The organism is Pseudarthrobacter sp. B4EP4b (assembly GCF_006680095.1).
GTDB lineage: Bacteria > Actinomycetota > Actinomycetes > Actinomycetales > Micrococcaceae > Arthrobacter.
Genome location: NZ_VHIJ01000023.1, coordinates 51927 through 75101 on the forward strand (window position 1 = coordinate 51927; position 23175 = coordinate 75101).

Annotated in this window: 18 protein-coding genes; 5 read left to right on the forward strand and 13 right to left on the reverse strand. The window is 66.4% G+C overall.

Annotated features, from left to right (window positions below; all coding sequences use genetic code 11):
• Positions 1-10 precede the first annotated feature (10 nt).
• From FNL14_RS08650 to hrcA, 3 genes are all read right to left on the reverse strand, one after another.
• Entirely contained in the window at positions 11-793 is a 783-nt protein-coding gene (locus tag FNL14_RS08650) for a 16S rRNA (uracil(1498)-N(3))-methyltransferase (protein WP_142059264.1), read from the reverse strand.
• A gap of 2 nt (positions 794-795) precedes the next feature.
• Entirely contained in the window at positions 796-1923 is a 1128-nt protein-coding gene (gene dnaJ / locus FNL14_RS08655) for a molecular chaperone DnaJ (protein ID WP_091419930.1), read from the reverse strand.
• A gap of 82 nt (positions 1924-2005) precedes the next feature.
• The gene (gene hrcA, locus FNL14_RS08660) at positions 2006-3019 is read right to left on the reverse strand and encodes a heat-inducible transcriptional repressor HrcA (protein ID WP_091419928.1); all 1014 of its coding nucleotides are present in this window, start codon (positions 3017-3019) and stop codon (positions 2006-2008) included.
• 175 nt (positions 3020-3194) lie between these two features.
• Here hrcA and FNL14_RS08665 point away from each other — a divergent pair, with 175 nt between their 5' ends.
• Both FNL14_RS08665 and FNL14_RS08670 read left to right on the forward strand, forming a co-directional pair.
• Positions 3195-4049, forward strand: a complete 855-nt coding sequence (locus FNL14_RS08665; protein WP_091419927.1) for a DUF3097 domain-containing protein — start codon at positions 3195-3197, stop codon at positions 4047-4049.
• A gap of 140 nt (positions 4050-4189) precedes the next feature.
• Positions 4190-4609 carry a DUF4870 domain-containing protein gene (locus FNL14_RS08670; protein ID WP_091419925.1) on the forward strand — a complete coding sequence of 140 codons (420 nt, stop codon included), beginning with the start codon at positions 4190-4192 and terminating at the stop codon, positions 4607-4609.
• Between the two features lie 83 nt (positions 4610-4692).
• On the opposite strand, the gene hemW is transcribed toward FNL14_RS08670, so the two are convergent.
• Positions 4693-5922 carry a radical SAM family heme chaperone HemW gene (gene hemW, locus FNL14_RS08675; protein WP_142059266.1) on the reverse strand — a complete coding sequence of 410 codons (1230 nt, stop codon included), beginning with the start codon at positions 5920-5922 and terminating at the stop codon, positions 4693-4695.
• Between the two features lie 36 nt (positions 5923-5958).
• A complete protein-coding gene (gene lepA / locus FNL14_RS08680; protein WP_170850802.1) occupies positions 5959-7812 on the reverse strand; it encodes a translation elongation factor 4 in 1854 nt (617 codons plus the stop codon).
• 177 nt (positions 7813-7989) lie between these two features.
• Here lepA and FNL14_RS08685 point away from each other — a divergent pair, with 177 nt between their 5' ends.
• Positions 7990-8544 (forward strand): type II toxin-antitoxin system PemK/MazF family toxin, encoded by a 555-nt coding sequence (locus FNL14_RS08685; protein ID WP_142059268.1) that lies wholly within the window; start codon positions 7990-7992, stop codon positions 8542-8544.
• Between the two features lie 184 nt (positions 8545-8728).
• Positions 8729-8989 carry a 30S ribosomal protein S20 gene (gene rpsT, locus FNL14_RS08690; RefSeq protein ID WP_091419918.1) on the forward strand — a complete coding sequence of 87 codons (261 nt, stop codon included), beginning with the start codon at positions 8729-8731 and terminating at the stop codon, positions 8987-8989.
• A 342-nt stretch (positions 8990-9331) separates the two neighbouring features.
• Here rpsT and holA read toward each other — a convergent pair whose 3' ends face one another.
• The 5 genes from holA to leuS form a co-directional block, all read right to left on the reverse strand.
• Positions 9332-10348, reverse strand: a complete 1017-nt coding sequence (holA, locus tag FNL14_RS08700) for a DNA polymerase III subunit delta (protein WP_142059270.1) — start codon at positions 10346-10348, stop codon at positions 9332-9334.
• Positions 10282-12096 (reverse strand): ComEC/Rec2 family competence protein, encoded by a 1815-nt coding sequence (locus tag FNL14_RS08705; protein ID WP_255470747.1) that lies wholly within the window; start codon positions 12094-12096, stop codon positions 10282-10284. Before FNL14_RS08705 ends, holA begins: the two co-directional genes overlap by 67 nt.
• Positions 12097-12429: 333 nt before the next feature.
• Complete coding sequence (locus tag FNL14_RS08710; protein WP_142059274.1) at positions 12430-13347, reverse strand: ComEA family DNA-binding protein; 918 nt, start codon at positions 13345-13347, stop codon at positions 12430-12432.
• Between the two features lie 80 nt (positions 13348-13427).
• Positions 13428-14423 (reverse strand): DegV family protein, encoded by a 996-nt coding sequence (locus FNL14_RS08715; protein ID WP_255470748.1) that lies wholly within the window; start codon positions 14421-14423, stop codon positions 13428-13430.
• 55 nt (positions 14424-14478) lie between these two features.
• On the reverse strand, positions 14479-17004 hold the full coding sequence (gene leuS, locus FNL14_RS08720; RefSeq protein ID WP_142059277.1) for a leucine--tRNA ligase: 2526 nt from the start codon (positions 17002-17004) through the stop codon (positions 14479-14481).
• A 287-nt stretch (positions 17005-17291) separates the two neighbouring features.
• Between leuS and FNL14_RS08725 the strand changes: the two genes are divergently transcribed.
• Positions 17292-18833: an FAD-dependent oxidoreductase gene (locus FNL14_RS08725; RefSeq protein ID WP_255470749.1), complete on the forward strand. Its 1542-nt coding sequence runs from the start codon at positions 17292-17294 to the stop codon at positions 18831-18833.
• 116 nt (positions 18834-18949) lie between these two features.
• On the opposite strand, the gene glpK is transcribed toward FNL14_RS08725, so the two are convergent.
• The 3 genes from glpK to FNL14_RS08740 form a co-directional block, all read right to left on the reverse strand.
• Entirely contained in the window at positions 18950-20464 is a 1515-nt protein-coding gene (gene glpK / locus FNL14_RS08730; RefSeq protein WP_142059279.1) for a glycerol kinase GlpK, read from the reverse strand.
• Positions 20465-20508: 44 nt separating this feature from the next.
• A complete protein-coding gene (locus tag FNL14_RS08735; RefSeq protein WP_142059281.1) occupies positions 20509-21255 on the reverse strand; it encodes an MIP/aquaporin family protein in 747 nt (248 codons plus the stop codon).
• Positions 21256-21346: 91 nt separating this feature from the next.
• On the reverse strand, positions 21347-23164 hold the full coding sequence (locus FNL14_RS08740; RefSeq protein ID WP_142059283.1) for a glycerol-3-phosphate dehydrogenase/oxidase: 1818 nt from the start codon (positions 23162-23164) through the stop codon (positions 21347-21349).
• Between the last annotated feature and the right edge of the window lie 11 nt (positions 23165-23175).

The window sequence follows — 23175 nt, forward strand, 5'->3', positions numbered from 1 at the left end:
CCGTGGCCGTTCAGGCTGCGGGCGCCGCCCAGCGGCCCAGGACATCGCTGGCAAGCACGACGGCGGCGGGGCCGGCGGTTGATGAGCGCAGCACATGGTGTCCCAGCAGGGCAGTCACGGCTCCCTGGCCGCACAGTTTCGTCACCTCGCGCTGGCTGATGCCCCCTTCGGGGCCGACAATCAGGAATATTTCCCGCGGCCCTTCTACAGCATCATTCGAGAGCCACGATTCCAGGACCAACCGCAGTGGACGCGCGGCGTCCTCGTGCAGGATAACGGCGAGGTCGGCCGCCCCGGCAGCAGCAGCGAGACCGGCAGTGTCGACGGCGGCACGCACCTCGGGGATCCAGGCCCGCCGGGCCTGCTTGGCAGCCGCGGTAACTACAGACTGCCACTTTGCATGCGCCTTGGCCGCCCGGTCCCCCTTCCAGCGCACGATGGATCTTTCGGACTGCCACGGTATAACGGCGTCGATCCCCAGTTCGGTGGCGGTTTCGATGGCCAGCTCATCCCGGTCGCCCTTGGCAAGGGCCTGGACCAGCACCAGCCTGACGCCAGGCCGCTCCTCAATCACCACGGACGTGCATTCGACCTCGAGCCCGGCCGGGGAGGCTGCCAGCACTTTCCCGCTCATCCGGGTGCCGGCGCCGTCCACGATGTCCACGGGCTCGCCGGGAGCCAGCCGTTTGACGGTCACTGCGTGCCGGGCCTCAGGTCCCGCCAGGACAAAACGCCCTTCGGGTGCCATCTGGTCCAGGGACCCGGACGCCGTGAAAAAGACGGGGTTGCTCACCGCTACAGGTTACCGAACCGGTCCCGGAGCTTGGCGAACATACCGCCACTGGCGGCCAGTTTGCCCTCCGTGATTTGCTCGCCGCGCAACCTGGCGAGCTGGCGCAGCAGGTCCTCCTGCGCCGCGTCCAGTTTCGCCGGCGTCTCCACCTGCAGATGGACCTTCAAGTCACCACGGCCGTAACCGCGCAGGTGGGTCACGCCCAGCCCGCGCAAGGTGATGATTTCGCCGGACTGCGTTCCTGCCTTCACGTCGATCTCCTGGGGACCGTCGAAGGTTTCCAGGGTGACGTCTGTTCCCAGCGCGGCTGCGGTCATGGGGATGTTCAGGGTGGCGTGCAGGTCGTCGCCCTCGCGGACATAGGTGGCGTCGTTGTTGACGCGGATCTCAACGTACAGGTCTCCGGCGGGGCCGCCGGCAGGACCGGCCTCGCCCTGGCCGGAGAGCTGGATGCGGGTGCCTGTGGCAACGCCGGCGGGAACCTTGATGGTCAGCGAACGCCGGCTGCGGATGCGGCCCTGCCCGCTGCACTCGTTGCAGGGGTCCTTGATGACGGTGCCGAAGCCTTCGCAGGTGCCGCACGGGGCAGCGGTCATGACCTGGCCCAGGATGGACCGGACCGCCCGCTGGACCTGGCCGCTGCCGCCGCAGATGTCGCAGCGCTCCGGGTGGGTGCCGGGGCGGCAGCACGAGCCTTCGCACGTTGGGCACACCACTGCCGTATCCACTTCGAGCTTCCTGTTGACGCCGAAAACGGCGTCGCGAAGTTCGATCCGGACGCTGATGAGGGCGTCCTGGCCGCGCCGGACACGGGATGCGGGCCCGGAGGAACCGCCGGCGCCAAAGAACGTATCGAAGATGTCCTGGAAGGCGAAGCCCTGGCCGGCGTAGGCTCCCCCGCCGAACCCGTTGTCCGTGCCGTTCTCGTTGCCGGTGGTGTCGTACACCCGGCGCTTCTGGGGATCGGAGAGAACTTCGTAGGCGTGGGTCACGGCCTTAAAGCGGTCTGCCACATCTTCGCCGGGGTTAACGTCCGGGTGAAGGGTGCGGGCCAGCTTGCGGTAGGCCTTCTTGATCTCTTCCCCGGTTGCATCCGGTGAGACTCCAAGGACTTCGTAGTGGCTGCTCAAAGTTCGTATCTCTTCCTTGTTGTTTTGCCTGCAGTTGTACTGCGGGCGCTACTGTTCGTGCCTGGCCGCCGGACGGTTCGGGTCAGGGACCTAAAATCCGTGACAGGTACCGGGCGACGGCCCTGACCGCGGCCATGGTGGTGGGGTAGTCCATCCTCGTGGGGCCCAGGATGCCAATCTTCGCGACACTGTCCGGCCCGTACCCGGTGGCCACCACCGATGCCTCCGCCAGGCCGTCGTACGGGTTCTCGCGGCCGATGCTGACGGCCACCCCACGGTGGTCCTGTGCCATCTCGCTCAGGAGCCGCAGCATCACCACCTGTTCCTCCAGCGCCTCCAGCACGGGGCCGATGCTGAGCGGAAAATCCACGTTGGAACGGGCAAGGTTGGCTGTCCCGGCCATCACCATGCGGTCCTCCCGGCTGCTGTGCGCCAGGGCTTCCAGCCCGTGCGCCAATGCCTGGGCTGCCTGCCGCTGTGCGGGGGCGACGCCGGACACCACTGCGGGCAGCGACTGCGTCAGCTGGCTCAGGGCAGTCCCGCCAAGGGATGCCAGGAAATGCGTGCGTAAAGTACCGAGGACGTCGTCGCCAAGGTCCTGCCCGACGTCGATGACCCGCTGCTCCACCTTGCCGCTGTTGGCGATCAGCACCACCAGCACCTTCCGCGGTGCCAGGAGGACGAATTCGATATGCCGGACCAGGGCTCGGTTGAGGTGCGGATACTGGACCACTGCCACCTGGTTGGTCAGCTGGGACAGCAGCCGGACGGTGCGCTCCAGGACGTCGTCGAGGTCGTCTGCCCCTTCCAGCAGGGACTGAATGGCCCGGCGTTCGGCCTGGGACAGCGGCTTGACCGCAGAAATCTGGTCCACAAAGAGCCGGTAGCCCTTGTCCGTGGGAATGCGGCCTGCGCTTGTGTGCGGGGCTGTGATCAGCCCTTCGTCCTCAAGTGCGGCCATATCATTGCGAATGGTGGCGCTGGAGACACCAAGATGGTGCCGTTCCACCAGGGCCTTGGACCCGACGGGCTCGCGCGAGTGGACATAGTCCTCCACGATGGCCCGCAGTACTTCAAGCTTGCGCGGTTCGCTCACACTCCACCTCCATCCAGGGATCAGGGCAGCCGTTCCGCCCGCACCGTACCTCACAGGGGTTAGCACTCGACATGCCTAAGTGCTAACAGTCTATTATGACTCGCCCCGTTGTTAGCATTGGTACCGCTCCGGGCGAAATTCCGGGCCCGGATCCAGCACGAAGCGGAGTTCATCCATGCAATACCAGAACTGGGGAGCCCAGGACCTGACGGCACCTGCACGAACGCAACTGCCCGAAGTGCCGGTGGAGCGCGGCATGGTACTGGAGGAGGTCCAGTCCGGCTGGGTAGGCGCAGTGACGCGGGTGGAAAAATCAGGCGGCATGCACGTGGTGGCCCTGGAGGACCGCCGGGGCAAGTCCAGGTCCTTCCGGCTGGGTTTCGGTTTCCTCCTGGAAGGCCAGCCCATCCGGCTGATGCCACCGGTACCCAAGCAAACCCAGGCCGGGGGCCCGGCCGGCGGCCGGACAGCATCCGGTTCGGTGCGGGTGGCGGGCCAACGGGCACAGGTGGCCAAGGCGAGCCGCATCTGGGTGGAAGGAAAGCACGACGCCGAACTGGTGGAGAAAGTATGGGGCGATGACCTCCGGGTGGAGGGCATCGTCGTCGAACCCCTGCACGGCATTGATGACCTGGCGGCGGCGGTTGCCGGTTTCAGGCCCGGTCCCGGGCGGCGCCTGGGCGTGCTCGTGGACCATTTGGTGCCCGATTCGAAGGAGTCACGGATCGCGGATGCGGTCATGGCCTCCCCCGGAGCCGCCGGCAACGTGCTGATCGTTGGCCACCCCTATGTCGACGTCTGGCAGGCGATCCGCCCGTCCGTCCTGGGCATTGAAAAGTGGCCCGAAGTGCCGCGCGGGCAGGACTGGAAGACCGGCATCCTCAAGGCGTTCGGGTGGCCGCACGCCACCAAGGAGGACACCGGGCTGGGCTGGCAGAAACTGCTGGGCGCAGTGCGCACCTACGCGGACCTGGAAGCGTCGCTGCTGGGCAGGGTGGAGGAAGTAATTGACTTCCTCACTGTCCCCTGAACTGACAGGATCCAGCGGCAGGACGTCGGAGCGGGCGGCTTCACCAAGTATTCTTGGTACTGCGGTGTCTGCTTCTGGCAGTGCCTCAGCAGATATTGGCATTCTTACCCAGCACCATTGCACTTTCGAAGGAACAGACTGTGGCAGAAAACGCACAAGATCACAGGGACAGCCAGGGCGGCGAGGGCCGTTCGGAGTACCATGGCGTCCCCGCGAATGCGCTGCCCCTGACGGCCAGCGAAGACAGGCAGTGGGCTACGCTCTCGCATTTCGGCGGGATCCTGGGCTGCGTCCCTGCACTCCTGATCTACCTGATCTTCCGTGACCGGGGGCCCTTCACCGCGCAGGAGTCCAAGGAGGCGCTGAACTTCAGCCTGCCCCCAACCATCGCCGCCGTGCTCGCCAACATCCTGGTGTTTGTGCCGGTCGTGGGCAACATCTTCGCCGTCATCGCAACCTTGATCTGGATTGCCCTGACGTGCTTCTCGGTGGCGGCCGGAATCCACGTGAACCGTGGCCAACCGCACCGCTACCAGTACAACCTCCGCTGGATCAAGTAGCGTTCCAGCAACACGGGGTCACTCCCTGCCCAATAACCAGGCGTTGTTGGGCAGCGAGTGACCCCGCGTTGGTGTTGGCGGATCTAGTCCGGGAGGACCCGGCGCACCACCGCATCGGCCAGGAGCCTGCCCTTGAGAGTGAGGACCAGCCGGCCCCGGAAGGCTGCCGCCGGCTCCACCAGGCCGTCCGCGATCAGGCCGGCCACTTCGTGCCTGCCGTCGGCACCGAGGGTGGAGACAGCCAGCCCTGACTGCAGCCGCGCCTCAAGCATCACCCGCTCCACGTTCCGGGTTTCCAGGTCCAGGGTTTCCCGGCCGGCGGCAGGCGAGAGGCCCTGGGCCAGGCGGCCTGCATAGGCCGTGGGGTGTTTGACGTTCCACCAGCGGACGCCGCCCACGTGGGAGTGTGCACCCGGCCCGATCCCCCACCAGTCATCCCCGCGCCAATAGGCGAGGTTGTGGCGGCAGGCCTGCTCCGGCGTGCGGGCCCAGTTGCTGACTTCATACCAGCCCAGGCCGGCTTCGGTGATCAGCTGATCGGCCAGCTCATACTTGTCGGCGTGATCATCGTCGTCAATACCGGCAACTTCGCCACGGCGGATCTGGGCCGCAAGCTTGGTCCCGTCCTCAACGATCAGCGCGTAGGCGCTGATGTGGTCGGGCTCGTAGGACAGCGCGGTTTCCAGGGAGTGGCGCCAGTCAGCGAGCGACTCCCCCGGCGTCCCGTAAATCAGGTCCAGGCTCACTGCCAGTCCCGCTTCGCGTGCCCATTGCACCACCTGTGGAACGCGGCTTGGGGTGTGCGTCCGGTCCAGGACTTTCAGGACGTGCGGGACGGCGGACTGCATGCCGAAGGAGACCCTGGTGAACCCTGCCTCTTTCAGGACCGCGAGGGATTCGGGCGTTACCGAGTCCGGATTGGCCTCCGTGGTGACCTCGGCGCCGTCTTCGATGCCCCACTGGTCGATGGCCCGGCGGAGGATCAGGGCCAGGTCTGCGGCGGGCAGCAGCGTGGGAGTGCCGCCGCCGAAGAACACCGTGCCCAGCTTGCGCGGAGGAAGGCCCGACGCCGAGAGGACCTTCGCTGCCAGTGTCACCTCTGCGGCGGCAGTCTGGGCGTAGGCATCCTGGGAGGCGCCACCGCCCAGTTCCGTTGCGGTGTAGGTGTTGAAGTCGCAATAGCCGCAGCGCACCGCACAGAACGGTATGTGGACGTACAGCCCGAACGCCCGCTCCGCCGCACCGTCCGCTGCCTGGGCAGGCAGCAGGCCGTCCGACGGCGCCGGGTCGCCGAGGGGAAGAGTGCTAGGCATTGCGGGGGCCTCCGGTGTTGCCGGACGCGGTGTTCACTACTTCTTGGCCTTGTCCTTGGACTCGTCAGTGGTGAGGGCGGCAATAAACGCTTCCTGGGGAACCTCCACGCGGCCCACCATCTTCATGCGCTTCTTGCCTTCCTTCTGCTTCTCCAGCAGCTTGCGCTTGCGGGAGATGTCGCCGCCGTAGCATTTGGCCAGGACGTCCTTGCGGATGGCGCGGATGCTTTCGCGGGCGATGATCCTGGAGCCGATGGCAGCCTGGATGGGCACCTCGAACTGCTGGCGCGGAATGAGCTCGCGCAGCTTGGTGGTCATCATGACGCCGTAGGAGTACGCCTTGTCGCGGTGGGTGATGGCGGAGAAGGCATCCACCTGCTCGCCCTGGAGCATGATGTCCACCTTGACGAGGTCGGCCACCTGGTCGCCGTCGGCCTTCCAGTCCAGCGAGCCGTAGCCGCGGGTCTTGGACTTCAGGATGTCGAAGAAGTCGAAGACGATCTCGGCCAGCGGCAGGCGGTACCGGATTTCCACCCTGTCTTCGGACAGGTAGTCCATGCCGCCCATAACACCGCGGCGGCTCTGGCACAGTTCCATAATGGCGCCGACGAATTCGTTCGGCGCCAGGATGGTGGCGGACACCATCGGCTCGCGGACCTCGGAGATTTTGCCGGAAGGGTATTCGCTGGGGTTGGTCACGTGGACCACCTTTTTGTCTTCCAGCGTTACCTCGTATTCCACGTTGGGAGCGGTGGAGATGAGGTCCAGGTTGTATTCGCGTTCGAGCCGTTCACGCGTGATTTCCAGGTGGAGGAGTCCGAGGAAGCCCACGCGGAAACCGAAGCCCAGTGCAGCAGACGTTTCCGGCTCGTATACGAGCGCGGCATCGTTGAGCATCAGTTTCTCCAGTGCGTCGCGAAGCACGGGGTAGTCAGTGCCGTCCAGGGGATACAGTCCGGAGAAGACCATCGGCTTGGCATCGGCATAGCCGGGCAGCGAGTCAGCGGCCGGTTTGGCAAGGTTGGTGACGGTATCACCGACCTTGGACAGCCGGACATCCTTAACACCCGTGATGAGGTAGCCCACTTCACCGACGCCCAGGCCTTTGGAGGGGGTGGGCTCCGGGGAGCTCACCCCGATCTCGAGGAGTTCGTGCGTGGCCCGGGTGGACATCATCTGGATGCGTTCGCGCGGATGCAGCATGCCGTCCACGACGCGGACGTAGGTGACCACTCCGCGGTACGTGTCATAGACGGAGTCGAAGATCATGGCCCGGGCAGGAGCATTTGCGTCGCCCTCGGGGGCGGGCAGGTCGCGGACGATCTTGTCCAGCAGCGCCTCAACGCCCATTCCGGTCTTCCCCGAAACACGGAGCACGTCCTCGGGGTCGCCGCCGATCAGGCTGGCAAGTTCTGCCGCGTACTTCTCGGGCTGGGCCGCCGGGAGGTCGATCTTGTTCAGGACCGGAATGATGGTGAGGTTGTTTTCCATCGCCAGGTACAGGTTGGCGAGCGTCTGGGCCTCAATGCCCTGCGCTGCGTCAACCAGCAGGATTGCGCCTTCGCAGGCGGCGAGGGAGCGGGAGACCTCGTAGGTGAAGTCCACGTGGCCTGGGGTGTCGATCATGTTCAGCGCGTAGCTGGTGCCGTCGAGTTCCCAGGGCATACGGACAGCCTGGGACTTGATGGTGATGCCCCGCTCGCGTTCGATGTCCATGCGGTCCAGGTACTGGGCCTTCATGTCGCGGCTTTGGACGACCCCGGTGAACTGCAGCATGCGGTCCGCCAGGGTGGACTTGCCGTGGTCAATGTGCGCGATGATGCAGAAGTTCCGAATAATAGCCGGATCTGTCGCGGCGGGCACCGGGGCGGTGCGGGCCATGGGAGACACGCAGGGTCCTTACTGTTGGCATTCACGCGGTTCCGCCGGCAGGGCACAACGAAGGCCCCAGCGGTCAGCCGCACATCTTGGAATCTCCAGTGTCCCACGTCCACGCCCGTGTCACCGCATTCCCCGGTCCCGTTGACGTTCCGCCGGCGGGGAGGCTGCCGGGGATAGGGTTGCCGGATGGCCATCAACCTCCATTCCCTCACAAGCGCCGTCAAAGCTGGCCTGCGCATCCTTCGAAACGCAGGCACAGGCAGACCTGCGGGCGGGGGCCGCCCGGCCCGGCGCGGCAGGCCCGGCCGGAGTAACTCCATCCCCGCGAAGGACCAGGGCGGAGCGCGGTTCGACACCCTGTATCCGGGCGATTATCGGGGCAGCATTTCTGTCCGGTACGCGCCCCGACCCGATGGTGCACCCGATCCGGGCGAAGTGGTGTGGGCCTGGGTCCCGTATGAGGAGGACTTCAGCCGGGGCAAGGACCGGCCGGTGCTCGTGGTGGGCAGAAGCGGCGGCTACCTGCTGGGACTGATGCTGACCAGCAAAGACCACGTTCCGGCGTCGGCAGCATCAAAGGACTACGTGGACCTTGGACCTGGCGCCTGGGACCGGCAGGGACGCCCCAGTGAGGCTCGGGTGGACCGCATCGTGCAGTTGCGGCCGGACAGCATCCGCAGGGAAGGCTCAGTGCTGGACCGGAAGCGTTTTGACAAGGTGGCAGCAGCACTCCGGCGGTGACACGGCTGGGACTAGGCGGCAAAATGGCCAGCCCCGCGCCTGACCTGCTATTCTTTATAGCTGTGTGTCCGTGCAGGTCGACGGCCACTGATGGTTGGCCGCCATAGGTATCCCCACGCCGCTCAGTCAATGGCCAATCTGAAAGCCCTCTAGACCATTTCCGCATTAAAAAGAGAGTTCACACGTGGCGAATATCAAGTCCCAGAAGAAGCGCATCCTCACCAACGAGAAGGCACGCCTGCGTAACAACGCAGTCAAGTCCGAGCTGAAGACGGCCATCCGCGCCGTCAACACCGCCGTTGAGTCCTCGGACAAGGATGCCGCTGCTACGGCCCTGGTTGCTGCCAGCCGCAAGCTGGACAAGGCTGTTAGCAAGGGTGTTCTGCACAAGAACAACGCAGCGAACCGCAAGTCGGCGATCTCCAAGAAGGTCAACGCACTGTAAGGTTTCCAGTTCGCTTGAACTGATGGTTGTGGCCGGTACCGTTTGGTACCGGCCACACATCTTTAACGGCGACAATCTTTTCCGGGCGGTTGGGGGCTAACCCCGGTTGGGCGGATTGAATCAGCCCGGGGGTTGCCTCATGCAGGGTCCAGTCCATTGCTCCGCCACACACCGGGCCCTTCGCTGGATACGCCCCGGCCGAGCGCGTCCGCCCAGTACCGGCCGAGCGCTGAGCCATCCCCCGCGTTGAAGTTCACTTGAACAAGTCGCAACGCCATAACGCCGACCCCATACCTGGCTGCCGACCGGTCCGAGAGTTCGGCCCGGCGAGGTACTGGCGGCCTACCTGCCCTGGACTGACATCGCAATGATCCGCACCGCATTTTCCACCGCATACACGGGGTCCCTGGCCAATCCCTTGACTTGGGCGTCGGCCTCAGCCGTCGCCTGGATGGAGCGCACCAGGCCTTCCGGCGTCCATCGCCGGACATCGCGCTGTGCCTGTTCCACCAGCCATGGCTGCATTCCGAGTTCTGCCGCGATCTGCGCTGACGAACCGGAAGCGCCGGCCACGCGGGCCACGGTCCGGAGCTTGGCCGCCAGGGCAGCGACCAGCGGAACGGGATCTGCTCCCGTGGCCAGTGCGTGGCGGAGGGTGGACAGTGCCAGCGGGCCGTTTCCTGCCATGGCGGCATCTGCCACCTTGAAGGCCGTTGCCTCGATCCGGCCGCCGTAGTAGCGGTCCACGACGTCAGTGGTGACCGTGGTGACGGCGTCGGCGATGAGCTGGCTGCAGGCTGCGGCCAGCTCGGAGAGATTCGCCCCGACGGCGTTGACCAGCGCCTGCACCGCGTCCGGTTCGATCCGCCGTCCCCCGGCCTTGAACTCGGCCGCCACGAACGCCACCTTGTCCGCGTCCTTTTTCAGGGGCTGGCAGTCCACTACCGGCCACCCGCCTTTTTTGATGGCGTCGAGCAGTTTCTTGCCCCGGGCTCCCCCGCCGTGGCGCAGCACCAGAACAGCATCGGGCTCCGGGTGGGCGAGGTAGGCCAGCGCGTCCGCCAGGAAAGCGTCGTTCATCGCTTCAACGGCTTCGACCTCGATGAGTTTGCTTTCGCCGAAGAGGGAGGGGCTGACCTGCATCATTAATGTGCCGGCCTCATAGGCGGCGGCGTTGATGCGGCTCACTTCGACATCAGGGGTAGCTGCCCGCACCTGGGCGCGTACCCGGTCCATGGCCCTGATGCCCAGATACTCTTCCGGGCCGCCCACCAGGACCACGCCGGCTGGAGTTACATCCCGCCAGGTGGGGCCGTTCGGTGCCGGGGAACGGGTTGCACGCTTCTGCGCAGCGGCCATCGGGGCTTCCTTCCGGAAATTTTAGTGGAGTATCTCAGCCTGCCATGTCCCGCGGCGCGGTCCAAGCCGGCCCCGCGGCGCACCTGCCGTGATCCCCGTCCAGGCCCGGGCAGCGGCCTGCCGTGAGTTTTTCGCAGTGTCCGGGCCGCGTATCCCTCCAGCCGTTCAATCAGAGTAACGGTCTGCCCGTGGGCAGCACTGATTCCGCGGCGGAGCCGGTGTGGGCGGGCTGCCGCCCACAAAGCCCCGTAGGTCAGCACGGACAGGAACAGCATGGTCAGCAGTCCGGGAACACCTTCGGGCCATGGCAGGGCCGCCCCCGGAAGCTGCGCCGCAAATCTCGCTGTGGCTGCTACTCCCGCGCTGAAGGTGCCTGCCACCGCGACCAAGGCAGTTCCCGCCCACGGGACCAGCACCACCAGGGGAACGGCAGCGGTTCCCAGCAGTGTCACCGGCGCTACAAATGGTGAGGCCAGGACGTTGGCCAGCAGCGAGTACGTTGAAAACTGCGGCTGAAGCACCACGGTCACCGGCCCGCACAGCAGTTGCGCGGACAAGGGAACAGCAACCGCTGCTGCTGCCCAGCGCGGTATCAGTGCCGGGATCCAGTCCATGATGTGCCGGCCCAGGATGATGATTCCGAGCGTTGCCAGCACCGACAGGAGGAAGCCGAAACTCGACCCCAGCCCCGGGTCCGCCAGCAACAGGCCGATCACGGCCAGGCACAGGAAGCTCAGTCCCCGGCCGGTACGTCCACCAGCCAGGGAAGCCACTGCAACGGCTCCCATCAGGGCTGCCCGCAGGACGCTTGCGTCCGGACCCACCAGCAGGACAAACAGTCCAAGGCCTGCCACGGCGAGTACCGCCGCAGGCACCCGGGGCAGGCGGAGCCGCCGGCAGGCCAGCAGCAGGGCGCCGAGCACCAGGCTGCAGTTGGCCCCGCTGACAGCGGTCAGGTGGGTCATACCCACGGTCTTCATTGCGGTCTCCAGGCCCTCATCCAGGGCGCTGGTGTCCCCGGTGACCATCCCGGGAAGCAGGCCCTGTGGATCCGGGGCGAGGAACGAGGCCGCCGAGACAAAGCGTTCCCTCAATTCCTTCGCGGATTCCTGCAGGAACGGCGAATCGGTGGGCTTTCCCGGTCCCGAGGACGCCGTCAGCATGCCGGCTTCCTCCCGCCCGGGATCCGGGGGCCGGAGCTTCCCCGTTGCGCGGACCAGTTGTCCGGGCACCACGTTTCCCCAGGCGCCGCCGCCTGTTATCAAGAGTTGGGCCCGCGTTCGCAGCAGCACGCCTCCTGTACTGACGTCCCGGGTCCATACAGCGACCGACCAGCGCGAGGGCGTACCTGCCTGGTTCGGTGGGTTCAAGGCCCGCGGCGTTCCTGCCACTTCCACGACCGCCACCACCGACCTGCCTGACGAAACCGCAACTGCCAGCGGGCCTTCATGACGCTGGGTGGACGCCACCGCCGAGTGCGCCGCCGCGGTGGCGGCCAGCAGGAGCGCAATCGCTGTGGTGGTCAGGAAACTCCGCCGGGCGGGTTTCCGAGGGTCGTCAGTGACCGGCCTCATCCTGCGGACACGCCAGGTCTTGTGCAGCAGCATGGCCGAAAGCAGCAGCAATATGCAGCAGAGGCCCGCCAGTGCACCGGGCGGCAGCCAGAGCCCCGCAATCGACGCGGCCCAGACGAACGCCGCAGGCAGTGCCAGCCGCAGGTCGGTCCGCCGTCGTGGTGCTTCGTCCACCGAATCCGCGTCCTGGGCCGCCTTCTTGGTGCCGGCGGCAAACCTGGCGGACTGCGCAGTCCAGTATTTCCGTATAGCTCCGGTGGGTCCCAGGCCCCGAGGCAACGTCCGGAAGTCCGGCCTGCCCGCCGCCGTGGGCTCCTGTCCCCTAGCCCCGCGGGCCTCATGCGGGGCCTCCCCCGGTCCCGGGCGCCCATCATCATCCGGTGGCGTCGCATACCCCCGGACGGCTGACTCTACATACCGGCTCCACGGGCTGGAGCCCGTCCCCGGCGTCCGGTTACCCATAACAGCGGCAGGCCATCGACGTCGTCACCGCATCTTCCCTTCGCCTCATATGCTCACCAGCGGGAGCAGGGCCTCAAGCATCTTTGGGCCGACGCCGTCAATGGCATCCAGTTCCTCCACTGCTTTGAAGGGCCCGTGTTCCTTGCGCCAGTCCACGATGCGCTGGGCCAGCACGGGGCCGACCTTCGGCAGACCGTCCAGTTCCTCCACTCCGGCCGTATTCAGGTTCACCTTTGAACCCGCGGCCGCACGTCCGTCCGGGGAGTCTCCCGCATCCGGCGCTGCGGCTTCCCCGGCACTGCCGGGCACCATTTCGCCCTGCCGCGGGACATGGATCTTTTGTCCGTCCTCCACCACTGCAGCAAGGTTCAGGCGGTCCAGGTCGGCGCCGGGACTTCCTCCTCCTGCCGCCGCGACGGCATCGTGCACGCGGCTCCCTGCCGGCAACTGCACCACCCCGGGCCGCATCACGGCCCCGGCAACGTGGACCACGGCCGTGCCGGCCGGGGCACTTTCCTGCGCTCCCGGCAGCGCGTCGGCAGGGGCTCCGGGCGATGGACCGGCCCGGCTCCCGCCACCGCCGTCCTCGCCTGATGCGGCGTCCTCACCAGTTTTGGCTGTGGTCTCCGGACCAACCCCGCTCAGGGGAAGGATCTCGGGCCGCCCCGAGGCTGCCTGCCACCAGAACCAGGCACCTCCGGCCACGGCAAGGACGCCCACGAGCACGGCAAGCCGCAGGCCAAGGCGCCAGCGGATAGCCGGTCCGGCGTCGTGGGCTTGGGTATGACGTGCACCGCCGACGGTGTCAGCGCCGGCATCGGGACCAGGTGCGCCCCGGTATTTGAAGGCATGCCCGTCCTCCTCAACGAGGAGCCCGCCAGTACTGGTGCCCAGCGTGGCCGCCAGCCGGTTCCTGGCATGGCGCGCCTGCTGACCTGCGGCTCCAGCATCCCGGCGTGACATGCACCCCACGCTAGGGACATGCCGCACCCCGCAACAGGGCGGGGCCCTGCTATGTGGAAAGGGTGCCCGTACCCGGCACCTTAAGCGCTGTCCTCACCCGAACCGCTGCCGCTGCCCACAATGACGGCCAGGACACCAAGGCCCGCATGAGCCGCGAGTACGGCGGGAAGGGAACTGATCTGGGCAGGGGGGCACTGCGGCAAAGCCGCTTCAAGACGTGCCGCCAGGCTCTGGGCCTCTGCCGGGTTTCCGAAGTGGTGGACGGCCAGCCGCACCCCGTCCGGCCGTGCGGCCGCGTCGGCGGCGACAATTTCCTCAAGGCGCGCGACCGCCTTGGCAGCGGACCGGACTTTTTCCAGCGGTACGATCCTGCCGTCGTCGACTGCCAGGATGGGTTTGATGGCCAGCATGGTGCCCCAGAGCGAAGCTGCCGCTCCGATCCGCCCGCCGCGGCGGAGCTGCTCCAGGCTGGGAACGTAGAAATAGACCTTGGTTCTGGCTGCCTGGTCCGCCGCAGCAGCGGCCACCGTCCCTGCTGCTGCGCCGCCCGCCGCCGTGCGGACACTTGCCTGCACTGCCATGCCGAGGGCCATGCCCACTGTTGCTGAGTCGACCACTTCCACGGGAATGCCCACGCGCGCCGCCGCCAGGCGCGCCGCATCCGCCGTCCCGGACAGGCCGCCGGAAATATGCACGGAGACCACTGCCTCGTAGCCGCGGCGCTGCGCGGCCAGGTACGCCTGTTCGAACTGTCCTGGCGAGGGCCGCGAGGTTTTTACGGAGGTGCCGCTGGCCAGTGCCAGCGCGATGGTCTCGGAAATATCGTCCTCACCCTCGCCGTAGATCTCCTCACCCACCATCACGGGCATGGGGATGATGGTCAGGCGTCCGTCACCAGTGAGATCTGCTGACCAGTCCGCGGGCAAAGCAGACGCGGAATCGGTGACCACGGCAGTCCGTACGACGGCGTCCGGCCGGGTTGCGGCGCTGCCCCGCCGGGCGTCGTCCTGCTTGGCGCGCATGGCGGCTACGCGCGCCCGGAGCCAGGGCCAAGCGGCAGCGTCGCGGTGGGGCAAAGTGGCCTCCTGGGGTCAAGCAGGCCGCCGGAGGTTTCCGGCGGCCCGGTCCAGCCTAAGCCGGGACGATGTTGACCAGTTTAGGGGCGCGGACGATGACCGTGCGGATGCCCCGGCCGTCGAGGGCGCGCTGGACGTTGTCCGAGGCCAGCGCCAGTTCCCGCAGCTGGTCCTCAGAGACATCCGGGGAGACCTCAAGCCGGTCCCGCACCTTGCCCTGGACCTGGACGACAGCCGTGACGGTGTCCTGCACCAGGAGTGAAGCGTCGTGGGCAGGCCAGCCCGCGTTGGCCACCGAGGCCGGGTGTCCCAGGACGTTCCACATGTCCTCGGCCGTGTAGGGGGCAAAGAGGCTCAGGATGACGGCAACAGCTTCTGCGGCTTCCCGGACTGCCGGGTCGGCACCGCCGGCACCGGAGTCGATGGCCTTCCGGGTGGCGTTCACCAGCTCCATAAGCTTGGCCACCACCACGTTGAACTTGTTGGCGTCCAGCAGTTCAGCCGCGTCAGCGATAGTCCGGTGCGTGACTGACCGCAGGGCGCGGTCTCCGGTGGTGACGTCCACGCCCGGCGCACTGGACACGTCCTGCGCGAGGCGCCAGGCGCGGGCCAGGAACTTCGCCGAGCCGGAGGGCGAGACGTCTGCCCAGTCGACGTCGTCCTCGGGCGGGGAGGCGAAGATCATGGTCAGCCGGACGGCGTCCACGCCGTACTTGTCCAGCTGCTCGCCGAGGTCCACGCCATTGCCCAGCGACTTGCTCATGGCCTTGCCGCCATTGAGCACCTGGCCCTGGTTCAGGAGCGCGCTGAAGGGCTCGTTGGCCTCGATCATGCCGAGGTCGTTGATGACCTTGGTGAAGAAGCGGGCGTACAGCAGGTGCAGGATGGCGTGCTCAACGCCGCCCACGTACTGGCCCACGGGCATCCAGTCGTTGATCTTTTCGGGGTCGAACGGGCCTTCGGTGTACTGCGGCGAGACGAACCGCAGGAAGTACCAGGACGAGTCCACGAAGGTGTCCATGGTGTCCGTGTCCCGCTTGGCCGGACCGTGGCAGGAGGGGCATTCGACGTTGACCCAGGCTTCGGCCGCAGCCAGCGGCGAGGTGCCCTTCGGCGAGAGGTCCTCGCCGCGCAGGTCGGAGGGCAGCGTGACGGGCAGCTGCTCGTCAGGAACGGGAACCTCGCCGCAGGACGGGCAGTGGATGATCGGGATGGGAGTGCCCCAGAAGCGCTGGCGGCTGAGCAGCCAGTCACGCAGGCGGAAGTTCACAAACTTCTCACCGGTGCCCTGGCGCTCCAGGATGGCGATTGCTGCCGGGATAGCCTCGGCCTTGGGCAGGCCATCCAGGTCGCCGGAGTTGATCAGTGTCCCCTCCCCCGCGGTTGCGGTGCCGGACACTGCAGGGTCTTCCACGCCCGTGTCCAGGACAGCCCGGACGGGAAGGTCGAACGTGCGGGCGAAGTCCAGGTCCCGCTGGTCGTGGGCGGGGACGGCCATGATCGCGCCGGTGCCGTAATCGGCCAGGACGTAGTCCGCGGCCCAGACCGGCAGCTTCTCCCCGTTCAGCGGGTTGATCGCGTACCGGCCGGTGAAGACACCGGTCTTCTCACGCTCGGTGGACTGCCGTTCGATTTCCGAGAGTGCTTTGACCTGCTCCCGGTATTCGTCCAGGGCAGCGGCATGCTCCTCTGTGACAAGTTCGACGGCGAGCGGCGCGTCCGCTGCCACCACAAAGAACGTTGCGCCGTACAGGGTGTCGGGGCGGGTGGTGAAGACGGTGACCTCTTTGGCGGGCTTGCCGCCGTCGGCCTCGATCACAAAGTTGACGTGTGCGCCCTCAGACCGGCCGATCCAATTCTTCTGCATCGCCAGGACACGCTCGGGCCAGTGGCCGCGCAGCTGCTCCATATCGTCCAGCAGCCGGTCGGCGTATTCGGTGATCTTGAAGTACCACTGGTTGAGGGACTTCTTGGTGACGGTGGTGCCGCAGCGCTCGCAGGCGCCGTTGACTACCTGCTCGTTCGCCAGGACAGTCTGGTCCTTGGGGCACCAGTTGACCGGGGAGTTCTTCCGGTAGGCCAGGCCGCGCTCGTAGAAGCGCTTGAACAGCCACTGGGTCCAGCGGTAGTACTCGGGGTCCGAGGTGTGGAGGCGGCGCGACCAGTCAGCGGAAATGGCGTACCGCTTGAAGGACGCTGCCTGGGTGTCGATGTTGGCGTAGGTCCACTCGCTGGGGTGGGCGTTGCGCTTGATCGCGGCGTTTTCCGCGGGCAGGCCAAAGGAATCCCAACCGATGGGGTGCAGGACGTCGTACCCCTTCTGGCGCAGGTAGCGTGCCACCACGTCGCCCATGGCGAATGCTTCCGCGTGGCCCATGTGCAGGTCGCCGGACGGGTACGGGAACATGTCCAGCACGTAGCGGCGCTCCCGGGACCCGTCATCCACCGGGGTGAAGACCTTGAGGTCCTCCCACACCTGGGGCCATTTGGCCTCCATGGCGGTGAAACTGTAGGTGCCCTCTTCAGGCTCCGCCGATACTGTTGTTGCTGTTCCGGTCTCTGTCTCCGGCTGAACGCCCACTGCTGCCCTCTTCTGTTCTGTTACGGCATCTGTGCTGCCATAACGGCCTGATCCTCCTGCTGCCGGCCCGGCAAACACGCCCGGACACACAAAAGCCCCTCACCAGGGAGGGGCTGCCGCACCGTTATCCGTTGTTCCGGACGCCGGGCGGCTAACTAAGCAGAAGGATCGCACGCATGGATCTACTTTAGCGCACCGGCACGCAGGCTGCCGCAGCCAGGATGCCGTTCGTTGCATTACCCGGTGTGAGGGGCCATGATCATCCCACGACGTTGGGAGGGGTGAGCATGATGCCGGATTCAACCGCCGCCGGGTCCGCTGAGGGTGAGCCCCTTTCCCTGTGGCTCGCAACCGCCGGCGCCACCTCCTTCCCGGAGCTGCGCGGCACCGTGGAAGTGGACGTGGCCATCATCGGCGGCGGCGTCGCCGGGCTGACGGCAGCACTGGCCTTGAAACGTTCGGGCCGCTCGGTGGCCGTCCTTGAGGCGGCCCGGATCGGCACAGGTGTTACCGGCCATACCACCGGCAAGGTGACGTCGCTGCACCGCCTGGCCTACACGGATCTCGCCCGGACTCACGGCAGCAGCGCCGCCGGAACCTACGGGCTCGCCAACCAGGCTGCCGTGGAACACATCGCGCACGTGGTGGCCGCCGAAAACATCTCCTGCGGTTTCCGCCGGGTTGCGAACTACACCTTCGCCGTAAGTGGAGACACCCTGCCGCAGCTGCGTGCAGAAGCCGGACTCGCTTCCAAGCTGGGTCTTCCGGCCACATTTACGGCCGAGGTACCCCTGCCGTTCCCTGTGGCGGGCGCCGTCCGGTTCGACGGGCAGGCCCAGATTCACTCCGTGCAGTACCTTCAGGGACTGGCTGCCAGGGTGGAGGGGGACGGAAGTTTCGTGTTCGAGGGGACCCGCGCGACTGAACTGCAGGAGGGGACGCCGGTGAAAGTAGCCGCCGGGAACGGTACAGTGCTGGCCGCTGATGCGATCGTGGCCACGAATGTTCCCTTCGGAGACCATGGCCGGTTTGAAGCATTGTGCCCGCCGCACCGCTCCTACATCGTTGCCGCGACGGTGGATACACCTCCCCTGGACGCCACCTTTATCAGCGCGGATGAGCCCATGCGGTCGGTGTTGACGGTCCGGCTCAACGGGATGACTTACCTGCTGGCGGGCGGGGAGGGCCACCCTGCCGCGGAACGGGTGGATCCGGCGTCGCGCCATGCCAGCCTGGCCGCGTATGCGCGCAGCCATTTCGGCGCCGGGCCCGTCGCGTACCGCTGGTCCACCCAGGATGCGATGCCCCTGGACGGGCTGCCGTACGCCGGGCCGCTGAATCCGGACAGCCGGCACGCCTTCGTCATCACAGGCCTGCGGAAATGGGGATTGACGAATGGGACCGCCGCCGCCCTGATGCTGGCAGACCTGCTCAATGGCACACCCAACGGCTGGGCGCCCTTGTTTGACAGCAACCGGGCGCCCGCACGGATTGGGACCAGGTCAGAAGGACCCACGGAATCGACGCCGGCGGGTTCTGTGGACCGGGCGGAGAACCACCCTGACGGCGCTGCACGGCAGGTAGCGGACCTCGCTCCCGCTGACGGCACGGTGATTGAATCCGCCGGGACCAGCACGGCGTATTACCGGGATCAAGCAGGAGAAATCCACGCCGTGTCCGCGATCTGCACCCATCTGGGCTGCACCGTTGCTTTCAACCGGGGAGAGCGCACCTGGGATTGCCCCTGCCACGGATCCCGGTTCGACGCGTCTGGCAAGGTCATCCAGGGACCGGCCACAGAGGATCTGCCGCCACGGCCCACCTCCTGACCCCTTTGCAGCCGGGACACCAGGAACCTGGGACGCACGGCGCCTTGCCGGGCATGGCCTGGAGACGGCATGGGCCGCCCTGCCGGATTGGCAGGGCGGCCCGCGACGGATCGAGATTACCGCACGTCCACGTCCACCCAGTCCATGGACTTGGTCACTGCTTTCTTCCAGAGCCGCATCTGGCGGTCCTGCTCAGCCTGGTCCATCTGTGGCTCCCAGCGCTTGTCCTCGGACCAGTTGGCCGACAGCTCGCCGAGGTCCTTCCAGAAGCCCACGGCAAGGCCGGCAGCGTAGGCGGCGCCGAGGGCGGTGGTCTCAACCACCTTCGGCCGGATCACCGGGACGCCAAGGATGTCCGCCTGGAACTGCATGAGGGCGTCGTTGGCCACCATGCCGCCGTCGACCTTCAACTCGGAGAGCGGAACACCGGAGTCTGCGTTGACGGCGTCAAGCACCTCGCGCGTCTGGAACGCGGTGGCTTCGAGCGCGGCCCGGGCGATGTGGTTCTTGTTGACGAACCGGGTGAGGCCCACGATGGCACCCCGGGCGTCCGAACGCCAGTACGGCGCGAAGAGCCCGGAGAAGGCCGGGACGATATACACGCCGCCGTTGTCCTTCACGGATGCGGCAAGGGTTTCGACTTCGGGCGCGCTGCTGATCATGCCCAGGTTGTCGCGCAGCCACTGGATCAGCGAGCCGGTGACGGCGATGGAGCCTTCCAGGGCGTAGTGCGGTGCAGCATCGCCGAGCTTGTAGCCGACCGTTGTCAGCAGCCCGTTCTTCGAGTGCACGATCTCCTCGCCGGTGTTGAAGATCAGGAAGCAGCCCGTCCCGTAGGTGTTCTTCGCTTCGCCGGTCTGGAACGCTGCCTGGCCGAAGGTTGCTGCCTGCTGGTCGCCAAGGATGCCGGCCACGGGGACCTCGCGCAGCAGCTGCGAGGTGTGGACCGTGCCGTAGACCTCCGAGGAGGACCTGATGTCCGGCATCATGGACCGCGGGACGCCGAAGATCCCCAATATTTCGTCGTCCCACTGGAGGGTCTCCAGATCCATAAACAGGGTGCGGGAGGCATTGGTGACATCGGTGACGTGGACGCCCCCGTCCACGCCGCCCGTGAGGTTCCAGAGGACCCAGGCGTCGGTGTTGCCGAACACCAGGTTCCCCGCTTCGGCTTTCTCCCTGGCGCCGTCGACGTTGTCCAGGATCCACTTGATCTTGGTTCCCGAGAAATAGGTTGCCAGCGGCAGGCCCACTTTCTGCTTGAAGCGGTCCGCGCCGCCGTCCCTGGCCAGCTCGTCCACGATGTCCTGGGTCCGTGTGTCCTGCCAGACGATGGCGTTGTACACAGCCTCCCCGGTGGTTTTGTCCCACACCACGGCGGTTTCACGCTGGTTGGTGATTCCGACGGCGGCAATATCGTGCCGTGTCAGGTTCGCCTTGGAGAGGGCGGAGGCGATGACCTCACGGGTGTTGTTCCAGATTTCGGCCGGGTTGTGCTCCACCCACCCGGCCTTCGGGAAGATCTGTTCGTGCTCCATCTGCCCCGAGGAGACGATGGCGCCGCTGTGGTTGAAAATGATGGCGCGGGTGCTGGTGGTTCCCTGGTCGATGGCGATTACGTACTGGTTCATGGTGACGTCCTTGTCTTGAGTTGGGTGGGTGGCTGGGTAAAGGGTCAGGCGGCTGCGGCGATGATCGGGACCAGCCGGGCGACGAGCCCGCCCAGGGCCCCGCCAACGAGGGGTCCCACCACGGGGATCCACGAGTAGCCCCAGTCGCTGGAGCCTTTGCCCTTGATGGGAAGCAGGGCGTGCGCGATGCGCGGGCCGAGGTCGCGGGCAGGGTTGATGGCGTAGCCGGTGGGGCCGCCCAGGGATACGCCGATGCCGACGACCAGGAGTGCCACAGCGAGCGGGCCCAGGCCCGAAGGGGTCCCGCCGAAGGCCAGGATGACGAACACCAGGACAAAGGTGCCGATGATCTCAGTGACCAGATTCCAGGAGCTGGACCGGATGGCCGGGCCGGTGGAGAAGACGCCCAGCTTGGCAGCAACTGCCTCTTCGGCGTCGAAGTGCTGCTTGTAGGCGAGCCAGCAGAGCACTGCGCCAAGGAAGGCGCCGAGCATTTCACCGCCAAAATAGGTCAGGGTTGAGACGACATCGACGGGGACGCCCTTCGCGTATTCCGTGTTGCCCTTGGCCAGGAAGCCGAGTGTCACGGCGGGGTTCAAGTGTGCCCCGGACTTCGCGGCCACATAGACGCCCGCGAAGACAGCAACACCCCATCCCCACGTGACCATCAGGAACCCGCCGCTATTGCCTTTGGTGCCCCGCAGGGCGACGTTGGCCACGACACCGCAACCGAGCAGGGTGAGCATCGCCGTTCCGAATACTTCGGAAAGGAAAACAATTCCAAGAGACATCTTTGACTCTCCTTATTTTCTGTTGTCAGTCCTTCGCGGGTTGAAGGACCGTTTGCCGGGGCGGGTTATGGCCCCGGCCGGAAGCCGGGCCTCAAGCGACCAGGCTGTTGATTTCCACTCGGTGGAACCGCTGCAGCACGTCCTGTGCGTGCTGTATCTCGGCGGCGCGGGCTGTGGCGTCCCACTTCAGCGGGACGGACAGAACTTCCGCCACTTCATTGAGAAGTTCTCCGGTAACCAGCCCGCGGAAGGCCAGGGAGGTACGCCGGATCAGGACGTCCACCAGGTGCCCCACCTGCTCATGGGCCGCCATGAATTCCAGTTCGCGGACGCTGAGTTCCCGCGTGGATCGCAGCGCGTGGTCAGGTTCGGCGTCGAGGTAGGCGATCACTTCTTCGGCCCGGGTCCCGTAGCGGGTCAGCAGGCCGGCCGTGCGGTCTGCATCCCGGCCGGGAACCATGTGCTGCTTGATCCACGTCTGCACGCCGGCGTCGTCAGCGGGGAAGCCTGCGCCGCCGCCGATGGCCAGTTGCGCCGTCGATACCTTGCGCTGCATGCCGAGCTCGGCGAGGACATCGTTGGTCAGGTGCTCCGCGAGGGCCCGGAAGGTGGTCCATTTTCCACCCACGAGACTGAGCACGACGGCGCCCGCACCGGATTCCGGCCCGGCCGGGCCGCGGCGCTCAATCCGGTAGTCCCGCGAAACGAACCCGGGCTGGGTCGCATCGTGCCGGGGCAGGGGCCGCACACCTGAGAAGGTGTAGACGATCTGTTCATGGCTGACGGGAATGTCCGGAAACACGTGGCCGATCAGTTCGAAGAAGTATTCGATCTCCTCATCGGTGCAGACGGCGTCCTGGCGCATGTCCGCATCCACATCGGTGGTTCCGACCAGGACGCGGTCCCCCATCGGGTAAATGAGGACAATACGGCCATCGGTGTGCTCGAAGAAGATTTCGCGTCCACGACAGGCGTCCAGGAGTACCGGATGGTCCAGGACAATGTGCGATCCCTTCGTGCCGCCCATAAAGGCAGAGGCGGTTCCCATGGCCTCATTGGTCAGATCCACCCACGCTCCCGTGGTGTTGACAATGACATCAGCGGTGAAGTCGAACTCCTCACCTGTCAGCTCATCGCGCAGCCGGACAGTGCTGCCTGTGCCGGTGCCGCGGTTGGGCTCACTGGTCATGGACTTCAGCGAAAGGTAGTTGCTGGCCCGGGCGGTGCTGCCCTGGGTTATGGATGCCCCGGGCACCTGCCCTGCTTTCTCGCCATCCTGCAGGACGTCAAGGGTGAGCCGTTCCGGGTTGTGCACCGAGGCATCAAAGTACGTTGCCGCGTACTTAATGTCCGGGCGCAGGGCGGGCAGTTCGGCCAGGGCGCGTTTGCGGCCCCGGAACTGGTGCCGCGGCACGGAACCGCCGTCCCGGGAGAAGGAGTCGTAGAGGCTGAGGCCAACCTTGATCAGGAATGCACCGCGTTCCTTGGGCTTGCCTTGCTGCTTATGGGTCAGGAACCGCAGCGGTGCAGCGAGGATTCCGGAGAAGGTGCTGAGGATGGGGATGGTGGTCTGCAGCGGCTTGACGTAGTGGGGGGCGATCCGAAGCAGGCGGTTGCGCTCCACTACAGATTCCCGCACCAGCCGGAATTCACCGTTTTCCAGGTAGCGGATGCCGCCATGGATCATGTGTGAGGACGCCCCGCTGGCCCCCTGGCAGTAGTCCCCGCGCTCCACGAGTGCCACGTCCACGCCCTGCAGTGCGAGGTCCCGGAAAGTTCCGACGCCGTTGATCCCGCCGCCTACCACCAGCACTTTTGCGTGGGGCCGCCGCCTCAGGTTGTGAACCGATGCGCGTTCGGCGCCAGGCTTCGACGCGGAGGGATGGACAGGTGAATCCTTGGGTCCCAAAACAACTCCCT